This window comes from Proluteimonas luteida, from assembly GCF_021191695.1.
Classification (GTDB): domain Bacteria; phylum Pseudomonadota; class Gammaproteobacteria; order Xanthomonadales; family Xanthomonadaceae; genus Luteimonas; species Luteimonas luteida.
The window spans coordinates 107207-126719 of record NZ_JAIWPT010000011.1 but is presented as its reverse complement, the minus strand read 5'-3'; the positions used below and the strand labels follow the sequence as shown (position 1 = coordinate 126719).

Annotated in this window: 20 protein-coding genes; 5 read left to right on the top strand and 15 right to left on the bottom strand. The window is 65.5% G+C overall.

Going from position 1 to position 19513, the window contains the following annotated elements; genetic code table 11:
• Positions 1 to 16: 16 nt before the first annotated feature.
• Positions 17 to 466 carry a universal stress protein gene (locus LDO26_RS11355; RefSeq protein WP_232131211.1) on the bottom strand — a complete coding sequence of 150 codons (450 nt, stop codon included), beginning with the start codon at positions 464 to 466 and terminating at the stop codon, positions 17 to 19.
• Between LDO26_RS11355 and LDO26_RS18295 the strand changes: the two genes are divergently transcribed.
• On the top strand, positions 430 to 660 hold the full coding sequence (locus LDO26_RS18295; protein ID WP_435594072.1) for an excalibur calcium-binding domain-containing protein: 231 nt from the start codon (positions 430 to 432) through the stop codon (positions 658 to 660). The two genes, LDO26_RS11355 and LDO26_RS18295, sit on opposite strands and share 37 nt — an antisense overlap.
• 60 nt (positions 661 to 720) lie before the next feature.
• Here the strand turns inward: LDO26_RS18295 and LDO26_RS11350 are convergent, their stop codons facing one another.
• The 4 genes from LDO26_RS11350 to LDO26_RS11335 form a co-directional block, all read right to left on the bottom strand.
• The gene (locus LDO26_RS11350; protein ID WP_232131210.1) at positions 721 to 2148 is read right to left on the bottom strand and encodes an amidohydrolase family protein; all 1428 of its coding nucleotides are present in this window, start codon (positions 2146 to 2148) and stop codon (positions 721 to 723) included.
• Positions 2149 to 2547: 399 nt separating this feature from the next.
• Entirely contained in the window at positions 2548 to 3117 is a 570-nt protein-coding gene (locus LDO26_RS11345) for a methyltransferase regulatory domain-containing protein (RefSeq protein ID WP_435594071.1), read from the bottom strand.
• Between the two features lie 21 nt (positions 3118 to 3138).
• On the bottom strand, positions 3139 to 3840 hold the full coding sequence (locus LDO26_RS11340; RefSeq protein WP_232131208.1) for a class I SAM-dependent methyltransferase: 702 nt from the start codon (positions 3838 to 3840) through the stop codon (positions 3139 to 3141).
• 64 nt (positions 3841 to 3904) lie between these two features.
• Positions 3905 to 5989: a TonB-dependent receptor domain-containing protein gene (locus tag LDO26_RS11335; protein ID WP_232131207.1), complete on the bottom strand. Its 2085-nt coding sequence runs from the start codon at positions 5987 to 5989 to the stop codon at positions 3905 to 3907.
• Positions 5990 to 6340: 351 nt separating this feature from the next.
• On the opposite strand from LDO26_RS11335, the gene LDO26_RS11330 reads away from it, so the two are divergent.
• The gene (locus LDO26_RS11330) at positions 6341 to 6556 is read left to right on the top strand and encodes a hypothetical protein (RefSeq protein ID WP_232131206.1); all 216 of its coding nucleotides are present in this window, start codon (positions 6341 to 6343) and stop codon (positions 6554 to 6556) included.
• A 320-nt stretch (positions 6557 to 6876) separates the two neighbouring features.
• Here the strand turns inward: LDO26_RS11330 and LDO26_RS11325 are convergent, their stop codons facing one another.
• The 10 genes from LDO26_RS11325 to aceE all read right to left on the bottom strand — a co-directional run bounded on the left by LDO26_RS11325 (position 6877) and on the right by aceE (position 16229).
• Positions 6877 to 7251 carry a hypothetical protein gene (locus LDO26_RS11325; RefSeq protein WP_232131205.1) on the bottom strand — a complete coding sequence of 125 codons (375 nt, stop codon included), beginning with the start codon at positions 7249 to 7251 and terminating at the stop codon, positions 6877 to 6879.
• A gap of 71 nt (positions 7252 to 7322) precedes the next feature.
• Positions 7323 to 7943 (bottom strand): hypothetical protein, encoded by a 621-nt coding sequence (locus LDO26_RS11320; protein ID WP_232131204.1) that lies wholly within the window; start codon positions 7941 to 7943, stop codon positions 7323 to 7325.
• Between the two features lie 554 nt (positions 7944 to 8497).
• Complete coding sequence (locus LDO26_RS11315; protein ID WP_232131203.1) at positions 8498 to 8965, bottom strand: GNAT family N-acetyltransferase; 468 nt, start codon at positions 8963 to 8965, stop codon at positions 8498 to 8500.
• Between the two features lie 73 nt (positions 8966 to 9038).
• Positions 9039 to 9413, bottom strand: a complete 375-nt coding sequence (locus LDO26_RS11310; RefSeq protein WP_232131202.1) for a VOC family protein — start codon at positions 9411 to 9413, stop codon at positions 9039 to 9041.
• 192 nt (positions 9414 to 9605) lie between these two features.
• Positions 9606 to 9950, bottom strand: a complete 345-nt coding sequence (locus LDO26_RS11305) for a hypothetical protein (protein ID WP_232131201.1) — start codon at positions 9948 to 9950, stop codon at positions 9606 to 9608.
• Between the two features lie 336 nt (positions 9951 to 10286).
• Entirely contained in the window at positions 10287 to 10901 is a 615-nt protein-coding gene (locus tag LDO26_RS11300; RefSeq protein WP_232131200.1) for a hypothetical protein, read from the bottom strand.
• Positions 10902 to 11641: 740 nt separating this feature from the next.
• Positions 11642 to 12076, bottom strand: a complete 435-nt coding sequence (locus LDO26_RS11295) for a hypothetical protein (protein ID WP_232131199.1) — start codon at positions 12074 to 12076, stop codon at positions 11642 to 11644.
• Between the two features lie 67 nt (positions 12077 to 12143).
• A complete protein-coding gene (locus tag LDO26_RS11290) occupies positions 12144 to 12449 on the bottom strand; it encodes a hypothetical protein (protein WP_232131198.1) in 306 nt (101 codons plus the stop codon).
• A gap of 340 nt (positions 12450 to 12789) precedes the next feature.
• A complete protein-coding gene (locus LDO26_RS11285; protein ID WP_232131197.1) occupies positions 12790 to 13143 on the bottom strand; it encodes a hypothetical protein in 354 nt (117 codons plus the stop codon).
• Positions 13144 to 13481: 338 nt separating this feature from the next.
• Entirely contained in the window at positions 13482 to 16229 is a 2748-nt protein-coding gene (gene aceE / locus LDO26_RS11280; protein WP_232131196.1) for a pyruvate dehydrogenase (acetyl-transferring), homodimeric type, read from the bottom strand.
• Positions 16230 to 16429: 200 nt separating this feature from the next.
• Between aceE and LDO26_RS11275 the strand changes: the two genes are divergently transcribed.
• From LDO26_RS11275 to LDO26_RS11265, 3 genes are all read left to right on the top strand, one after another.
• Complete coding sequence (locus LDO26_RS11275) at positions 16430 to 18226, top strand: sensor histidine kinase (RefSeq protein ID WP_232131195.1); 1797 nt, start codon at positions 16430 to 16432, stop codon at positions 18224 to 18226.
• Between the two features lie 118 nt (positions 18227 to 18344).
• Positions 18345 to 18785, top strand: a complete 441-nt coding sequence (locus tag LDO26_RS11270) for a response regulator (RefSeq protein WP_232131194.1) — start codon at positions 18345 to 18347, stop codon at positions 18783 to 18785.
• Between the two features lie 6 nt (positions 18786 to 18791).
• A complete protein-coding gene (locus LDO26_RS11265) occupies positions 18792 to 19187 on the top strand; it encodes a response regulator (protein WP_232131193.1) in 396 nt (131 codons plus the stop codon).
• Positions 19188 to 19513 lie beyond the last annotated feature (326 nt).

Below are 19513 nucleotides of genomic sequence, written 5' to 3'. Positions count from 1 at the left end.
ATCCCGCGAACCCGGGTCAGGCGACCTTGGGCCGGTACACCAGCACCGGGATCGACGAGTGCGTCAGCACCTTCGCGGTCACGCTGCCCAGCACCAGCGCCTTGACCCCGCGCCGGCCATGCGAGGCCATCGCGATCAGGTCGCAGTTGCGGCCTTTCGCGACCTCGATGATCGCCTCGTGCGGATCGTCGCTGGTGACCAGCACGGTGTCGCAGACGACGCCGAGCACCCCCGCCTCCTCCTCGCCGCGTCGCAGCCGCTGCTCCGCCTCGCGCCGTGCATGCCGGTCATAGGCATCGCGCGTCTCGGCGACCTGCTCGGGTGCGAAGGCGATCAGGTGGAACGGCTCGATCACGGTCAGCAGCGTGACCCGCGCATTCACCGAGCTGGCGAACGCCATCGCCTCGTCGACCGCGAAGTTGGACAACGATGAACCATCGGTTGGAACCAGAATATGCGTATACATGGCGAATCCTCCGGTGGGTCCCTGCAGGCTCCTCCGTCGGGGCCGGGCTGTCATTGATCGTGGTCAATGGCCGCGCACGCCGGAATCCGCCGGCTCCGCCACCTGAATGCACGGCCGGTGCGCTGGCATGTCACGGGCCGCACCTCGACCGCGACAACGACGGCATCGGCTGCGAGCCATATCGCGGCCGCTGAAGACACGCGCGCGTTGCACCTTTCCACGCACCGGCACCGCGACCTGCCACCTGCGGCGGGCTACGGCTGGCCGGAGCGCCAACGCGCCGGACCATCGCCTCCGCCCGCCGCAGGTGGCAGGTCCAGCGCGCTGTCGGCGGCAGCCCGGTACTGGCGCGCGACGTCCTCGAGACGTGCGGCGAGATCGCCCGCCGGATACCAGCGGCCATCCGCCATCACGCCCAGCGGCTGGCGCAGCGTGGCCAGACCGTCGCGCGGGTCCGCGCGCACGAGCACGAGGTCTGCACGCGCGCCCGGCGCCACCACGCCCGACAGCGCCAGGTCCGGGCGGTGACGGTGCACGAACTCGCCCGGCGCGCGCGTGGCGGTCACCAGCGCCTCGTAGGGCGTCAGGCCTGCCTCGACCAGCGCGTCAAGGTTGTCGTGCAGTGCGAACCCGCCCACCAGGCCGGGAATGTCCTGCGCGTCCGTACCCGACAGCAGCGGCACACCGGCCGCCTGCAGCGCACGCACGAACCCGGACAGGAAGGCCACGCGCCGGTCCAGGCTGCCTTCGCGCCCCGCATAGCCCTGCGCCGGCCACGACACCCGGAACTGCGGCGGCAGATAGCGCGCCTCCGGGCGGTGTAGGAACCCCGCGACAACGTCGGGCCGCCCCCACTGCGCGGCGATGGCGCGGTAGGTGACGAGGTCGGCGACCACCGGCGTGCCGTGCGCGCGCAGCAGCGCGACCGCCGCCTCGATCTGCGCCGGGTCGGGCGCGGCATTCGGGTCGTCGTCCGGCGCCGGCGGGAAGAAGGCATAGAAGAACTCCTCCAGGTGCGCCACCAGCGCCATGCCGGCCTCCAGCTGACGCTGCAGGCCCACCTCGGTCACGCCGTGCCCGACCACCGGCAGGCCGGCCGCGCGCGCTTCCGCCATCAGCGCCTCGAAAGCATCCGGCGACAGGGTGTTGTACAGCTTCAGCGCGTCGTAGCCGTTGGCCTGCGCCACCCGCAGCGTGGCCCGGGCATCGTCGGCGTCGCGTACCACCAGGTGCCCGTAGCGCGGCGAACCATCGACGGCTAGCGCGACGAAGCTGCGCGGGCCCGCCTGTTCGCCCGCCGCCACGGCCGCCCGCGTGCGCCCGACGAAACTGTTGCGGGCCTCGCCCATGTGCAGCGTCGTGGTAATGCCGAGTGCCAGCTGCACCGCCATGTCCTGGCGGCCGTCGAGATGGTTGTGCATGTCGGCCAGGCCCGGCAGCAGCCAGGCGCCGTCGCCGTCGACCACCTGCGTCTGCGGCGGCAACGGCAGCGTCTCGCCGATCGCCACGATCCGGCCGTCCTCGACCAGCACCGTCTGCCCGGCGAGCACGCGGTCGCGGTCCATCGGCAGCACGTGCACGTCGACGAAGGCCACGGTCTGCCGCGGCGGCACCGGCGGCGGCTGCGCCCCCGCACCCAGCACCGGCAGGCAGGCGAACAGCACGAGCAGCCACATGCGCATGGCAAGCACTCCTGGAAGGCCGGCGCGCATTATCGCGCCGGCGCGGCGCGCGGGCATGGGCGACAGGTCACGGGCGCAGGTGGCGGTCCACGCCCGCCGGTACCCGCGGCGCAGCGACCTCCGGCCGGCCTCGCGACGGATACGCAGGACGATCCCGACCTCCCGCCCGGCCGGTGCGGAACACAGGCACCAGCACTGCATCCGGCGATCACTTCAGAACCTGTTCACGATCTCCAATGGGTCGCGCCGTGCTTGCTGGCGCGCAGGGCAAGGAAGAGCGAGGGCGCGTATGTCGATACGCGACCGGGCGATGACGCCGCCCTGTGCGTCGGCAGGCGCGGCCCGAAGGGTGGCCGCGCAGCGGCCACGCGGGCCGTTTCGGGGATCGTGAACAGGTTTTCAGGCGCGCCCGCCGAGCGCCGTGCCGCATTCGTCGACGAGGTGCAGCGCGACATCGTGCCGCTCCAGCCACTGCGCCAGTTTCCGCGCAGGGAGGTTGCCGGGCGTCGGCGCGGGTTTCACGGGGTGCACGATTTCCCGGAACATCAGCAGCTGCAGCGACTGGAACAGCAGCCCGGGTTGCCCCGCGAGCGCGGGCAGCTGCGCCAGTTCGGCAAACGACGCGGGGCCTGCCGCCAGTCTCTGCAGCAACGGAGAGAGGATTTCCGCCGGTCCCTCGATGTTCCCGATCGGCGTCGGGAACGAGAACGGCGCCTTCGTCGGTGCGCCGGGCAGCAGCTTGAACACCATCGTGTCCAGCTGCGCGAGGCGCGCCTCCCGGTCCAGGGGCCTGGGCTGGCGCTGGAACAGATCCATGCGCTGGTGGCTGTTGCGCGCCATGTCCTTGAGCGTCTCGGCAAGGGCGGGCGCGGTGATCCGGCTGACCACGCCCTGCAGCTTCCCCGGGATGGAAAGCACGGGGTCGAGGTTGTTGAACACGTCGGCGCTGCCCAGATAGCGCAGGTCCACCCCGCCGACCTGCTGGTGGACCTAGACCGAATGCTGGGGCCGCCAGTGATCGGTCAGGAACTCGTGCGCCAGATGGTTCGGGTCCGTTTCCCGCAGCTTCCGCAGGCGCGCCAGCACCGCGGGCCTGTCGACGAACAGGCCCGCCTCGCCCAGTTGGTGCAGCAGGTCCAGTCCGGCCTGCGCACGCTGCGCCGACGTGCCTGGGACGTGGTGGGAGAAGACGTTGAGCAGGTGCTGCACCGGCAGCATGTCGGTGGACCCGGGATGGCACATGTAGTGCAGGTAGAAGAGCCCCCCAGGTTCAAGGGCGGCCGCCACGCACTCCAGCAGGCTGGCCCGGTGTTCCGGCGCGATCCACGACCACACCCCGTGCGTGGTGACGAAGTCGAACCGGGCCCGGTTGTCGCGCGCGAATCCGGCGAAGCCGGCGTGGACGAACTCGATGTTCTCCAGACCGCTGGACCGCGCCGCGTCGCGGGCAGTGCGCAGGTGCCTTTCGTTGAAGTCCACGCCGACGAAACGCGCCTGCGGATGGCTTGCCGCGGCCACCAGCAGGTTGATGCCGATGCCGCAGCCCAGTTCGCAGAAGGTGAACGGCTTCGCCACGTCGGGCGCGGCGAAGCCCAGGAAACGCACCACCGAAGACAGCCAGACCGGCTGCATCTCCTTGTGGAAGAACGCGGGATAGCTGACGTCGGTGGTGTAGCCGTCGGTCCTGTTCATCGCGTCCCCGCCCGTGCGACGCCTGCGGCCCGGCCAAGCCGCCGGGCCGCGCGCGCGATGGCGATCAGAAATCCAGGCTCATCGACGCGCTGTAGCGACGGCCGTCCAGGACGTAGGCGAAGCCGTCTTCCGGCGTGACCGTCCTGTTGGCCACATTGTAGACGCCCAGCTTGAGCCTGAGCCTGCGCGAAGCCGCGTAGATCATGCCCACGTCGTAGAACGTGTACGCGGGATACCTGACGTCGTTGGTGCCGGAACCGCTGGCCGCCACCGAGCGCCCCGAGGTTTCGCCGCGGTAGTTGGCCTGCGTCCACAGCCCCAGCCTGTCGGTGGCCTGCCAGTCGAGCGACGCATTGAACATGTGCTCGGGGATGTCGTTGAGGGGGCTGCCTGCGTAGGTACCCGAGGTCTGCTCCGACTCGGCATAGGTGTAGCTGTGCCGGTAGGTCAGGTTGTCGAGGAGCTTCCAGTCCAGCGTCCATTCCACGCCCTGCAGCTTGGCGGTGTCGATGTTCTCGTAGGAGGTGTAGCCGTACTGGTGGGCCGGATACGTCACCCCCTTGTAGACGCATTCGACGTTCTGCAGGCAGACGCGGCCGGTACGCAGGATCTTGTCCTCGAAGTCGGTCTTGTACACCGTCAGGCTGCCGGAAACTCCGGCCTGGCGGTTGTCGTAGCTCAGCCCGATCTCGTAGTTCAGCGTGGTCTCGGGCTTGAGCTCCGGGTTGCCGATGATCACGCCGCCCATCGAGGTGCTGCCGAAATCCGTCGCGGCCATGCGCAGGCTGGGCGTCTTGTAGCCGGAGGTGACGCCACCCTTGATCGCCAGGTTGTCGGTCACGTCGTAGACGGCGTAGACCTTCGGACTGAACTGGCTGCCGAACGCCTCGTTGTCGTCGAAGCGGCCACTGAGCAGCAGCGCCAGATCATCGGTCAGCCGCCAGTTGTCCTCGACGAACAATGCGTACTGGTACCGATCCATCTTGACGACGTCGGTGGGCACCACGATCCCGGGAAGATTGATGCCGTTGGTGGCGCCGTCCTCGAGGTTTTCCTTCTTGTAGGACGCACCGGCGGTGAGGGTGTGCCGCTCCAGGAACCAGGTCGCCTGCGTATTGGCGTTGAAGGTGTCGAAGTCGATGCCGTTGCCGGTGGTGGCGTTGACGCGCGTCGGGTTCTCGGAGGTGTCGTAATTCAGGTAGGTATTCCACAGCAGCTGGTCGTAGCGGCCCTCGTGGGTGAGGAAGAAGTTGTCGCGCAGCGACTTGCTGTAGGTGGCGTCGGCATCTTCCGCCAGGCTCCTGCCCGGGTTGTGGAAACGCTCCTGCGAGGTGTGGGTGCCACCGAAGGTGAACGTGTTGCTGTCGTCGAGCTTCCAGCTGAGCTTGGCGCCGGCGTTCTTGCGCTTGAACTCCGGGTCGGCAGCCGCACTGTCGCTGCCGCCGACGAAATCGGCTTCGTCCTGGTTGCGGATCGCGCCGGTGAGCTGCAGCGACAGCACGTCCGTCACCATCGGCAGGTTCAACGCCAGGCTGGTCTGGAAGCCGTCGTTGGTGACTTCGTTGCCATGCCCCGACTTGATGTATTCGGACGTGATGCTGCCACCGACCTCGTTCACCACCTTCCTGGTAATGATGTTGATCACGCCGCCCATCGCATCCGAGCCGTACAGCGACGACGCCGGGCCGCGCACCACTTCGATCCGCTCGATGGATTCCAGCGGCGGCAGGAAGTTGATCGGGGTACCGGCCTGGGCGCCATTCAGGCCGAAGGCCTGGTTGTCCTGCATCGGCCTGCCGTCGATGAGGAACAGCGTGTAGTCCGCGCTCATGCCGCGGATCATGATCGACTGCTCCACGCCGCCACCCTGGATGTGGATGCCCGGCACGTTCTTGAGCACGTCGGTGATGTCGGTGTAGGACTTCCGCTTGATCTCCTCGGCGGTGATCACGGTGATCGTCGCCGGAGCGTCCTTGACGTTCTGCTCATAACCGGCGGCGGTGACCGACACGGTGTCCAGGGTGGTGGCCGACTCCGGGTCGCCGCCATCCTGGGCAAGGGCCGGCGCGGACAGGGCGATCGCGATGGCCGACGCAAGCAGGCCGGACGCGGGGAAACGGCGGGAATGGAACGGGGTTGCGCTGGACACGGATGTCTCCTGAGTGTGAGGAAGCTCGGCACTCTGGCGACGGCTGGAGTACGTGACGCGGGTCGGATTCGTGGGATGAAGAAAGGCCGGGATGACCGGCACTAACGCTTCACTCACAAATATTAATGGGAATCGTTCTCTTTAACAATACGAAAATCGAATGGCCCCGGCCGTTTCCCGAGACGGCGCCTTTCATGCCGGCGCCCCGGCCTGCGCCGGACAGGGGGCGTGGGGACGACCCGCGGCGGATCCGGGCTTCGCGATCCCTGCCCCGCGGCACCGGCACGCGGGTCACGCCCGTATCACCGGCGCTTGCCCATCCTGCTGTCCTCGACCAGACAGGAAATCGACATGCGCATGCTGAAGATCTTCGCCGCGGGTGCGTTGAGCTATTTCGGATACAAGGCCTGGCAACGGTACCGGGCCGAACCGGACCCGATCAGGCTGCAGGACGACAGCGAACGGACCGCACCGCACGGCGACCCGCTGCTGCCCGGCGTGGAGGCGGACACGACCGCCAAGCCGCGCGCCGGCGCGCAGTCGAGTCCCCGCTTCGGAGACGCCTGAGACCCACCCACCCCGTCAGGGTCCGGAGGATGCCGCAGAATTCGCACTCAGGGCCGGTATCCGCCCCTGATTCGCCACGGGCGACGGGCCTGCGGCAGGACGATGGTCGGAACCCGACGCCCCATGCCGAAGCACCTTCAGGCATGACTGCGGGCGGACTTCCGGTGGTTCGCGCCCGCCGTGGCGATAGTGCTCGCATTGGCCCGGCTGCTGGCCGAAGCCGTCGGCTCGCTGCCCTCCCTGGCCGTGTTGCTGCCGTGGATCAGACCCCGGGCCTGAGTTGATCCGCGCCACAAAGCGGCCTCGGCGCGACCGAATTGTCAGGGCGCATCGGTGAATCCTGCCGCCAGGCCGCATGCCGCTCCGGCAAGCGCGGCGAGCCGTATCTTCACTTCTTCCGATAGCGGTGCATCCGAACCAAGGGCTTCCAGCTCGGCAAGCTGAAAGGCAACAGAAACCAATGCCGAGAGAATGTACCGGTCGTTCTGGCAGAAGTCAGGATAATCCCTGTAGATGACTTCTTTCTTTTGATTGATGAAGTTCACTCGCGCTTGATCGTCAACCGGGTGCAGCGTGTATGCAGCAGTGACAAGAACCGCCGCCTCTTCACACATTTCCAGGTCGCGCTGACTGCGTTCGTCAGCCTGCACGACGAATGCCGATAGATAAACAATCAGAAACACAAAGAACCTCATGGGAACCTCCCTGCGCACCCAGCGCCCGAATCAATCCAACCCCCCGAAGCGGGTTCGGCTTGAACGAATTGTCAGGCGGCAATTTGGGCCAACCTTGCACGAAGCAACTCATGGTGCTTTCCAACCAACCCAGCACCTGGATGGTAGCGAAAACCCGAGTGATTCTCCGTAGCGGCATCCAGGGCCTGGCGCGAATACGCTGCAGCCTCGGCGCCCCTGCCTTGTGCAAGTGCGATCAGCGCCTGGGCGGCATTCCACCTGAATCTGTCCACAGAAAACATGAGCCTTGGCTTGTGCTTCTCGAGCAGGAAAAGTGCCCGTTGAAAGTGAATTTCCAGGCCTTGTGTCGCGATAAGAAATGGAAGCTCGATGTAAGCCTCAGTAAGGAGATTTGGCCGAAGCTCTTCCTGGGCCAATGCAGCTTCATACGCGGCAATAGCCTCATCGGTATGACCAAGAGACAAGAATGCTGTTGCCCTGACCAGATGCGCCGAAGCCAGATCGAAATGATCTCCCAGCGCAAAGTACTGGTCTATAAGTTCTATCGAAACGTCAGGGTGCTTCTTGGCCAGATAAGAAGCCTGGATCCTCAGGTATTGGGATTTGTCGCGAGCACGGCGCAGCTTGGCAAAAAAATCCTGCGCGACCATCTCGTTCCATTCGGAATTTCTGTACCAGTCCTCGCGAGACATTTGTCTTCCCTCCGATGCCTGAGTCAAGCCGCGCCGCGGGATCGAGGTTGCCCTCGAGCCGACAAGCGTCGGCCTCGGGCGCGATGCGTTCGGCCACTCAACCTTAGCGAAGAACCGGCGTGACGGCAGCAGGCATCGATGTAGGCAAGACCAACCTGGATCCGGCCGTGGATGGACAGCCCGGGACAGTCCGGCTTGCGAACAGCCGGGCGGGGATCACCAGGCTGGTCAAGCGCCCGCAGGCACTGGAAGCGGAGCGGTGCCGGCCTGTGGATTGCCCCGGGTCAACCCGCGCCAAGCACCCGCCCAACGCGCTGCCAGGTACGCCATCGTCGTGCTTTCTGCTGCCTCATTCGTCACCAATGCGCGGATCGGCCTGCAGACGCAGCAGCGCGCGCTCGATAAATGATGCGTGCGAACGGGGAGTGGTATTTGCCGTATGGATCCGTGCCTCCAACATCTGATCTTTGCATGATGTGACGTTTCACAAAGGAACGAAGGGCCAACGCCCGATTCAACCCCCACCGCGAAGTGGGTCCGACCAGGATGAACGGTCAGGCAACATGGGCGGTGTACCTCAACGTTAGACGCAGCATGTCAAAGAGCTGGATACCATCTTCGAATACCGGCTCAGGGTAGTGCCTGATGAAAAAGTCGCGGTCGATGGCTGTAACCCGAAATCCCTGCCTCTGGTAGAAGGCAAGTTGATAGCCAAAGGTACCGGTTCCGACCTCCATTCGGCTTGCGCCGGATCTACGAAAGAAATCAATGACCCATTTCAGGAGCGCCGTACCATGGCCTGATTTCTGATGGGCTGGTTGTATTGCGATGCTCATCAGTTCGTGCGCGCCTGCACCAAGTGGCTGGACGACACATGCGCCAACAACAACCCCACCACTCGAAGCAACGAAGCACCTTGACCTTGGAAGGTAAGAAATAATCTTCTCCTCCGAAGGATCAGCGAGCAGCAGCAGCGCCATTGGCGCTTGCGTTGCGGGAACTTCCTGGATCAGTAGCGACATTCTAGCTCTGCTGCCTGATGCCTGAATCGAACCGTGCCGCGGACCGGCGCCGGCTTGAATGAAGTGCCAGGCGCTAGTCCCATGTTTCCGTGTCCTTACAAACAAGATGGACTATTGACGCCGGACTCGACACCCAGAACGCCTGGAACCCTTGCCCCAGCGGCTCGATTTCGTCGCAGCGCACGACACCTGCCGCTTCAAGATCACGTGCGGCCGCCTCGACGTCATTGGTCACCACCTCGAGCCATACCTCGGCCTGGCTGACCGTCACCACTCTGTCTATCCACAGGTTATTGGCACCGAACTCGAAGCCGACAGAGGGAGCGTGCCTTGTTATCTCTTTGAGGCCGAGTACGTCACGATAGAACTGGATCGTAGTCTCGTACAAATGAGGTGGAACCTTCATTGCGATGTTGCGACCGGCAGCGAATGTTGCTTTTCTGGACATACGATCTCCCAACAGCGCCCAACGCTTGAATTGGGCCGACCCGGGAAGCGGGGCGGCTTGGATGGTTCATCAGATCAAGCAAGGTCCCATCTACAGGGTGCGGTCAACCATCACTGATCCTGTGGCAGTCATGTGTCTGCGGGGTCCAACGCTCGATGGTCCGTGCCGCGAAGCGGCATCGGCCCGCATGCATTATCGGACCGCATCGGCTGAGCCGGGCCGTCCCTCCATGCCGCTCGGGTCAGCCGTAAGCAGTTCCTCAAACAGCATGAACACATTGTCATCCTCCACGCCGGGGTCACCAATAGCGTAAAGCGTGCCGAATGTTGCCGCGTATGCGGCCTCACGCCGGATGAGGCAGATGTCCCGGGGATCGGCACCGGTGGCCAGCAACCGTTCCAATGCAGGGCCGGTGTCCGCGAAAGGGGCATCGGGACGATTTTTCGAACGGGCAATCTCCGCAGCAAGAGAAGCCGTGTCAAGGTTGGCATTTATTGCCCGCCAAAGATGTGCCAGCAGTTCGTCTCGAGTGCTCATCGTGTCTCTTGCGCGTTCCGGATTCCGAGCTGAGTTGTTTCCGCGAAGCGGCATCGTCTTGAACGGGTTGCCGGATGGCGTAATCGTGATTGCCTGTTGGGAAGTTTGACAGACAGCGTGCGACCTTGGAGAACACGGTGGTCGGTCCAGTACCTGGTTGCTCGAGATCAAAGTCTGCAAGCGACTGTACTGGTCCCTGGTCAAATCTGCACTCGACCATGCCGCCCTGCACAACGCCGATTGTGGGAATCGAAACAACGGCGCCCCGGACGGGATGACTGCAGATCACAGCGATCTCGTCGACACTCGACGGGATCGTGCCGTCCCTGGATCGGTCTACCGCAACACCTCGATCTCCGTCTCGATGCCGGGGACGTGCCCTTCTGCCCATTCCTTGATCGCACCATCCAGGTCGGCATCGCGCACCGGATCGTCGATTGAGGACGCGTTCTTGAAGATGGTCAAGGTCTGATGCGGTTCGCATTTCCGCTCGACGCACTTGAAGCTGATGAGTCCGGCCCTGACCACGCGGCCCGAGCTGTCGCGTACAACGGCGCCCTTCTCGCTGCAACTGTGCTGTCGACAGCCATACGCCAGGGTGTATCCACCCGACATCGACGTCGATGTCGACCCGCGTCCGTCCGTGTTGTCCGGGATACCCATCGCGATCAAGATCTGATCGCTCAAAGACTTCTGGCCTTGAATGTAGGCCCCTGGGCGATCTCCCGTGAAATTCCGCAGCGCCGCCACCTCGGCGGCATGAGTGGCTGCCACCGACTCGGCTGGACGCTGGATCACCTCTCCCGACGGCACCTCGGAAACGCCGGCCTGCCCCGTTGAACGCGTGGCCGCCAAACTTGCGCACCCCGAAACGAGCGCTGCCGTAATGGCAAGAGCGAGCGATACCCCGATGTCAGCAGGTGTTCTGGGACGATGACATCGTGTATTCATTCATGACCTCCAGGAGCCGAGCCGCTTCTCGTTGTCGACGGGGCCCAAAAGCATCCCCGTAGCTCATCAGGCTGTCGCAAGCAGCCCGCTAACGCCGGTCGTGACCTGCATCCAGAGATTATGGGTGGGCATCACCGGCTTCACATACTGGTACACGACACTGAGAATGACGGTCTACGTATTGCGTGGGAGTTGGCGGAAATCGGCAAAGGTCGAGGCGCTGCCGCAGTGGCCTTCGATTTCAGCATGAAACGAGGCCACTCGAACCATCGATGGATTGAGCGGCATCGGCTTGAATGAATTGTTGGCGCTCGGCCCCTCACCCCTTGATGCGGTACGAGAAGACGCCCTGGCCGACGGAAGCGTATGACGGATCAGTGCCGGTCCCGACGACAAAGGCAGCAGATCGCGGCACAAACAAACCGCGCTCTTCCATGAAGGACGACGACAGTACAAGGTACAGGCCATCCGGCGAGCCATAGACTCGCTCAGGACTCAATGTGGCCACGGCGGGAGGCCAATACTCGGCGGAAATATCTCCGTCCAGAGTTGCTTGGCCAAGTACTGCCGGGGCAGCTGCCGCTAGCTGCATCAGTTGAGTTGAGTCTGGCGTGCGAGCGCAGCCAACAGCCATTGTGGCCGCAAGGATTGCCACAAGCAGCGTTCTGACAATCACAGGGATAACGCCCAATTCAAGCCGCGCCGCGAAGCGGAGCCTGCCTGGACAAGCCCTTCATCAATCATTCCCATGTGTCCGAGAATCTTCTGCTTGGAGAGGTTGCAGACAACTTGTGAACTCTACCGTCTGCATAGCCAACGATAAGCGATGAGTCTGCAACAATATCGAACACGGTTCCGTCGATTTCAGATACGAACCTTGTCTCAGACAGCCGATCAAGAGGCGTCGCCCGCGGCCAAGGGCAACAGCCGCCAATCAGATCTCCGTCCCACACGAGTCCGTAAGAGCGCCCCAGCTGCAGGATGCTGAACGTGTATCGCAAGGGAAGGGTACTGCCCTGGTCTTGAGGAAGATCCCACTCGCCGACAAGGCGCCAGTCACGTCCTGGTTCAACTGTCATCAGATTACCGGCCTTGCTGCGATTTTCCGCAGCACCTGCCGGCAACAGCATCACCACAAGGACCATCGATGTCAGAGCGCGGACAAATTTTCGCATGATGCCTAACACCTGAGCCAAGCCGCATTGCGGAGCAACGTCGGTTTGAATGGATCGCCAGCCCCCTCTAGTCACCAACAAACCATATGTAGGTGTGTGGCCGGACTGCACCCTCCAGAAGAGTCACGACAGCTTGAAGATGCACATGCGCGCGAGCGCTCGAAACAGCAGACAGCATCCCCTGCATCTCCATTGTCAGCACCGGAAGCTGCAACTGATTGAAGCAGGCATCTCCCGCAGGATCGATGAAACGCAAGCAATTGCTGCTTGATTGGCGATGGAGCATAGAGCTTAGGCTGGCCAACACGCCGTTGTCCCGCACCGCGCCAAGGACTTCGCCGAACTCATCCTTCCAGTAAACGTCGATGCCCATGCGTACCCCAACGCCTAAGTTGAGCCGTGCCGCGAAGCGGAGCCAAGCACATGGCAAGCCCTGCAACCCCCGGGTTATCCGCGCCGCGAAGCGGCATCGGCTTGAACGAATTGCCAGGTTTTCGCCGAAGACCCTAATCCGGCCGCTTGCCTGAAGCAGCGTACAACTTCCTCGTGATCAGCAGAGCTGACAAGGGCGACCCCAAGATTGAAATACGTGGCGCGGTCTTGCGAACCCGCGAGGGTAACGGCGCGTTGCATTTGCGAGAGTGTTCATATGTGGCGTAGCGCCTGAATCAGTATCGCGAAGCGGAATCGGATCGGATGCATTGTCAGTCCGCCTACGGTTCATAGGTGAGTGAAACCCCATTTGAAGAAGACTCTCTGCCGAAGATGCGTCCTTGGCCAACTCCAGCAATGACAAGCGCACCATCGGACTGCCAGACTAGCTTCAAAGGGATGTCGCCATCCATCGCAAGTGCGGCGCTACCGCCACGTGGCTGCGAGCCCGCCGCAACAATTTGAAGCTGTGTGTTGAAGCCTGTGGTTGCACCACAGTTGCGGCTGTAAACGACAGCATCCTTCTTTCCAGACGGTGAAGGCACACGAAACGCAACCTCATTCTCGCAACCAATGTCGCCACAAGCGACCAAGGCTGGCAAGAACATGAGCATCAGCGTGTGATGTACCTTCATGCAGACTAAATCCTGAATCAAACCTCCGCCGCGAAGCGGCGTCGGCTTGCAATGAATCGTCAGGCCAGCCGGAACAGTGACTCGTCCTGCGGCCAGCTACCCTCATACGTGTACGACTCAAGGCAGCTGATGTAGCCGCCCTTGACCCATAGGATGAGTCCGGCACCGGCAGGCAGACCGGGGGGCTCGGCATGCCCTTGGGCATTCGGCGCCCTCACCCCAAACCCCCTCCCAAGCGGGAGAGGGGGCAAAAAAGCATGCCGCGAGGTTCACGCCGGACAGGCTGGGGAGGGTCGGTGGGGACGCTTCGCTGCGCGACGTCCCGGCCTTCTCCTTCCTCAGACCCCGACCGGATTCGCCTTCTCAGGGTCGATCTTGTACAGCTTGATCGCCCGGGCCACGTCCTTGCCGGTCATCTTGCCGTCCTTCGCCAGGGCGTCGATCGCCGCCTGGGCGATGTAGTAACGGTCGACCTCGAAGTGGCGGCGCAGGTTGGCGCGGGTGTCGGAGCGGCCGAAGCCGTCGGTGCCCAGCACGGTGTAGGTGTGCGGGACGAAGGCGCGGATCTGGTCGGCGAAGGCGCGCACGTAGTCGGTGGCGGCGACGACCGGGCCCGGGCGGGCCTCCAGCATCTCGGTCACGTAGGCCTTGCGCGGGGTCTTGGCCTCGGGGTTGAAGCGGTTCCAGCGCTCGGCGTCGAAGCCGTCGCGGCGCAGTTCGGTGAAGCTGGGACAGGACCAGATGTCGGCGGTGACGCCGAAGTCCTTGTCCAGCAGTTCGGCCGCGGCGATGACCTCGCGCAGGATGGTGCCCGAGCCCAGCAGCTGGACGTGCGGGAGGCTGGACTTCTTGCCTTTGCCCCCGCCCGAAGCGGCCTTGCCGCTGCGCCCTCCCCCGCTGGCGGGGGAGTCGCCTGTGCTGGACAGCAGGTACATGCCCTTGATGACGCCCTCGGCCGCGCCCTCGGGCAGCGCCGGGTGGGCGTAGTTCTCGTTCATCAGGGTCAGGTAGAAGTATTCGTCCTGCTGCTCGTCGAGCATGCGGTGCATGCCGTACTGCAGGATCACCGCGACCTCGCCGGCGAAGGTGGGGTCATAGGCGCGGCAGTTGGGGATGGCGCCGGCCAGCAGGTGGCTGTGGCCGTCCTCGTGCTGCAGGCCCTCGCCGTTGAGCGTGGTGCGGCCGGCGGTGGCGCCGAGCAGGAAGCCGCGCGCGCGCATGTCGGCGGCCTGCCAGGCCGAGTCGCCGATGCGCTGGAAGCCGAACATCGAGTAGTAGATGTAGAACGGCAGCATCGGCAGGTCGTTGGTGCTGTAGCTGGTGGCGGCGGCCATCCAGCTGGAGAACGCGCCGGCCTCGGTGATGCCCTCCTCCAGCACCTGCCCGGCGGCGTCCTCGCGGTAGTACATCAGCTGGTCGCGGTCGACCGGCTTGTACTTCTGGCCCTGCGGGGCGTAGATGCCGAGCTGGCGGAACAGGCCCTCCATGCCGAAGGTGCGGGCCTCGTCGGCGACGATGGGCACCACGCGCGGGCCGATCTGCTTGTCGCGCAGGATCACCGACAGCGACTGCACGAAGGCCATGGTGGTGCTGATCTCGCGCTCGCCGGTGTCCTTCATCAGGCGCTCGAACACCTCCAGCTTCGGCGCCTGCAGCGTCTGCGACGACTTGCGGCGGCGCTGCGGCAGGAAGCCGCCCAGCTTCTCGCGGCGCTCGCGCATGTACTGCACTTCGTCCGAGTCCGGGCCCGGGTGGTAGAACGGGATCTTGCCGTCCTTGAGCTGGTCGTCGTCGACCGGGATCTTGAAGCGGTCGCGGAAGGTGCGCACGGCCTCGTCGTCGAGCTTCTTGGTGTTGTGGGTCGGATTGAGCGCCTCGCCGGCGCTGCCCAGGCCGTAGCCCTTGACGGTCATCGCCAGGATCACGGTCGGCTGGCCCTTCGTGTCGACGGCGTTCTGGTAGGCGGCGAAGACCTTGTGCGGGTCGTGGCCACCGCGGTTGAGGCGCCAGATGTCGTCGTCGCTGAGGTTGGCGACCAGCGCGGCGGTCTCGGGGTACTTGCCGAAGAAATGCTCGCGCGTGTAGGCGCCGCCGAAGGCCTTGCAGTTCTGGTACTCGCCGTCGACGGTCTCCATCATCAGCTTCTTGAGCATGCCGTCCCTGTCGCGGGCCAGCAGCGGGTCCCAGTAACTGCCCCAGATAGTCTTGACCACGTTCCAGTCGGCACCGCGGAACTGGCCTTCCAGCTCCTGGATGATCTTGCCGTTGCCGCGCACCGGGCCGTCCAGGCGCTGCAGGTTGCAGTTGACGACGAACACCAGGTTGTCCAGGCCCTCGCGGCCGGCGACCGAGATCGCGCCCAGGCTCTCGGGCTCGTCGGTCTCGCCGTCGCCGAGGAAGCACCAGACCTTGCGGTCGGACTTGGGCATCAGGCCGCGCGCTTCCAGGTACTTCCAGCTGCGCGCCTGGTAGATCGCGGCGATCGGGCCCAGGCCCATCGACACGGTGGGCACCTGCCAGTAGTCGGGCATCAGCCACGGGTGCGGATAGGACGAGACGCCGCGGCCGTCGACCTCCATGCGGAAGTTGTCGATCTGTTCCTCGGTCAGGCGGCCCTCCAGGAACGAGCGCGCGTAGATGCCCGGCGAGCTGTGGCCCTGGGTGCAGATCAGGTCGCCGAGGTGGTCGCCGTCGGGGCCGCGGAAGAAGTGGTTGAAGCCGACGTCGTAGAGCGTGGCCGACGAGGCGAAGCTGGCGATGTGGCCGCCCAGGTCGCCGGGCTTGCGGTTGGCGCGCACCACCATGGCCATCGCGTTCCAGCGGATGATCGAGCGGATGCGCCATTCCAGGTCGCTGTCGCCGGGCATCCGGGGCTCGAGGTGCGGCGGGATGGTGTTGATGAACTCGGTGGTCGGCGCGAACGGCAGGTGCGCGCCGGCGCGGCGGGTCAGCTCCACCATGTTCTGCAGCAGCTGGTGGGCGCGCTCGGGGCCGTCGACGTCGATGACCGCCTTCAGCGATTCGATCCACTCGCGGGTCTCAGCCGGGTCGGGATCGTTGTGCAGGACGTCGTTGAGCCAGTTCATCGTGTACTCCAGCGCGGCGCCCGGGCCGCGTGCGTTGGGATCGGATTCGGACCCGGGATTCTAACAGGCGGCGGCCCCGCGGCCGCCGCGGCCGGGCGCGCCATTGCCTGCGCCTGCGCACTCGGCCATGATCCCGCGTTCAGGGGACTTGCCGGCATCATTGCGGGCTCTCCCGCCCGTTGCCGGACCCGTCGCCCGCCATGCCATTCATCATCAGCTCCCCGTGGTTCGAGCGCTGGCGCCTGCCGGCGCTGGTGATCGCGATCCTGGTGATCGTGGTGGGACCGTTCCTGATGACGCGCGCGGCGATGGAGCAGGCCGAAACGGCCTCGACCTGGGTCAAGCACACCCGCGAGGTGGAGACGCTGATGCACTCCGTCGCCGCCGACATCCGCAGCCTGGAGGCCGCGGCGCTGTCGCGTGCGCGCGGCATCGACAGCCCCGCCCTGCAGACCCGCATCGCCGAAGCGCGCGCACGCGTGCTGCCCACGCTCGACGGCGTGCTGGAGATGACCCGCGACAACCCCGACCAGCAGGTGCGGCTGGGCGCGCTGCGCAGCAACCTGGAGCAGCGCCTGGCGCGCGTCGACGTGGTGCTGGAGAAGGCCGGGGCGGCCAGCGACGACGAGGTCGACAGCATGGTCCGGCTCAATCCGCTGCAGCACCTGATCGACGAGATCAACCGCGAGGAGCAGGCACTGCTGGTGACCCGCATCGCGGCCTCGGAACGCAGCAACCGCAGCGCCGAACTGACCAACTGGGCGGCGATGGCGATCCAGCTGCTGCTGCTCGGCGGCGGCGGCCTGTTCGCGCTGCGCCAGCAGGCCGGGCGCCGCCTGGCCGAAGGCAGCGCGCAGCGCGCCGCCAGCCGCGCGGCCGCGGTGCTGGACACCGTCCGCGAGCCGATCGTGCTGATCGACGGCAGGCAGCACGTGGTGATGTACAACGCCGCGTTCGGCGAACTCTACGGCGTCGAGGAGGACATGCGCGGCCACCCGCTGACCGACATCGGCGGCGAGGCGTGGCAGAACCCGGAGACGGCGCGGCGGCTGCACGACGTGCTGGCCCGCGACCGCGAGCTGTGGGACTTCAAGCAGGTGCAGCGCACCGCCGACGACATCGACCGCACCATGCTGATCAACGCGCGGCGCATGCCGCTGCCCGACCGCGACGACGCGGTGGTGCTGGTGACCGCGTCGGACGTCACCGCGCAGGCGATCAGCGAGCGCCAGATCCGCGAGCTCAACCAGCAGCTCGAAGGCAAGGTGGAGCAGGTCTCGGACATCAACCGCGAGCTGGAGGCCTTCAGCTATTCGGTGTCGCACGACCTGCGCGCGCCACTGCGGCACATCGCCGGTTTCGCCGACAAGCTGGGCCGGCACATGGGCGAGGACATCGACGAGAAGAGCCGCCACTACCTCGACGTGATCGCCTCGTCGGCCAAGCGCATGTCGTCGCTGATCGACGACCTGCTGGTGTACTCGCGGCTGGGCCGCAGCGCGCTGCGCCTGCAGAGCGTGGACCTGCAGTCGCTGGTCGCCGACACCCGCGCGATGCTGGACAACAACGCCCGCGCCGAGCGGCCCGACCACGTCATCCACTGGAACATCCAGCCGCTGCCGATCGTGGTCGGCGACGAGAACATGCTGCGCCAGGTGTGGCTGAACCTGCTGGCCAACGCGGTCAAGTACAGCGGCGGCAGCGAGCCGGCGCGCATCGACGTGACCTGCGAGCGCCTGGACGACGGCGGCTACCGCTTCACCGTGCGCGACAACGGCGCCGGCTTCGACATGCAGTACGCCGGCAAGCTGTTCGGCGTGTTCCAGCGCCTGCACTCGGCCAGCGAGTTCCCGGGCACCGGCGTCGGCCTGGCCAGCGTGCGCCGCGTGCTGGTGCGCCACGGCGGACGCATCTGGGCCGAATCGGCGCCCGGCGAAGGCGCCAGCTTCCACTTCGTGCTGCCCGCCACCCCGCATGACGGCGGCGTCCCGGGCTGAGACGCCGCCCCACGCTCCGCGCGCCACCCGCAGCACCCCGATCCACCGCAGCACCCGTTGTCGCCCACCGCCCTTTCCGCACTTCCCGACCCCCAACCCGACCGACATGGACAAGTACATGAGCGATATCCGCACGATCCTCCTCGCCGAGGACAGCCCGCACGACGCCGAGATGGCGATCGATGCCCTGGGCGAAGCCCACCTCGCCAATCCCATCGTCCACGTCGAGGACGGTGTGGAGACGCTGGACTACCTGTTCCGCCGCGGCAAGTTCGCCGACCGCCCCGAGGGCGACCCGGCGGTACTGCTGCTCGACATCAAGATGCCGCGCATGGACGGCCTGGAGGTGCTCAAGCAGCTGCGCGAGCACGAGACGCTCAAGCGCATGCCGGTAGTGATCCTGTCCTCGTCGCGCGAGGAAAGCGACCTGGCGCGCAGCTGGGACCTCGGCGTCAACGCCTACGTGGTTAAGCCGGTGGACGTGGACCAGTTCTTCGACGCGGTGCGCACCCTCGGCAAGTTCTGGGCCGTGCTCAACGAAGTGCCGGAAGAGGACTGAGCCTGCGTGTCCGGCCCTGAGGGCAGCGCTGCCGCGCCGCGCTGGCGCGTGCTGATCGTCGACGATTCGCGCGACGACGCCGAGCTCGTCGAGCTGGCGCTGTGCGATGCCGGCATGGCCATCGACTGCCGGCGCGTGCACGACGAGGCCGGGCTGGTCGAGGCGCTGCGCGACTTCCTGCCGCAGCTGGTGCTCTCGGACGTCAACCTGCCGGGCTTCTCCGGCGCGCAGGCGCTGGCGCTGGCCCGCGCCGCGTTGCCGGGGGTGCCGGTGGTGCTGATGACCGGGGCGCTGGAAGGCCTCGACGACGACACGCCGCAGGCCGATGCGCTGGTGCTCAAGGACGAGCTGGATGCGCTGCCGGCGATCGCGATACGGCTGCTGGCAACGGGCGGGACGTGATTTCCTGCCCTTCCCCGCATGCAGGAAGGTTCCCACGACGCGGGCGGGATGCACTGCCGGCACGGAAGCACCCTCATCCGGCGCTGCGCGCCACCTTCTCCCGCTTGCGGGAGAAGGGCTCAGGGGCAATCCGGGATGTGATGCAGTGGGTGGGAGAAGCTGCCACGACGCGGGTGGGATGCACTGCCGGCACGGAAGCACCCTCATCCGACGCTGCGCGCCACCTTCTCCCGCTTGCGGGAGAAGGGCTCAGGGGCAACTCGGGATGTGATGCAGTGGGCGGGAGAAGCTGCCACGACGCGGGTGGGATGCGCTGACGGCGCGGA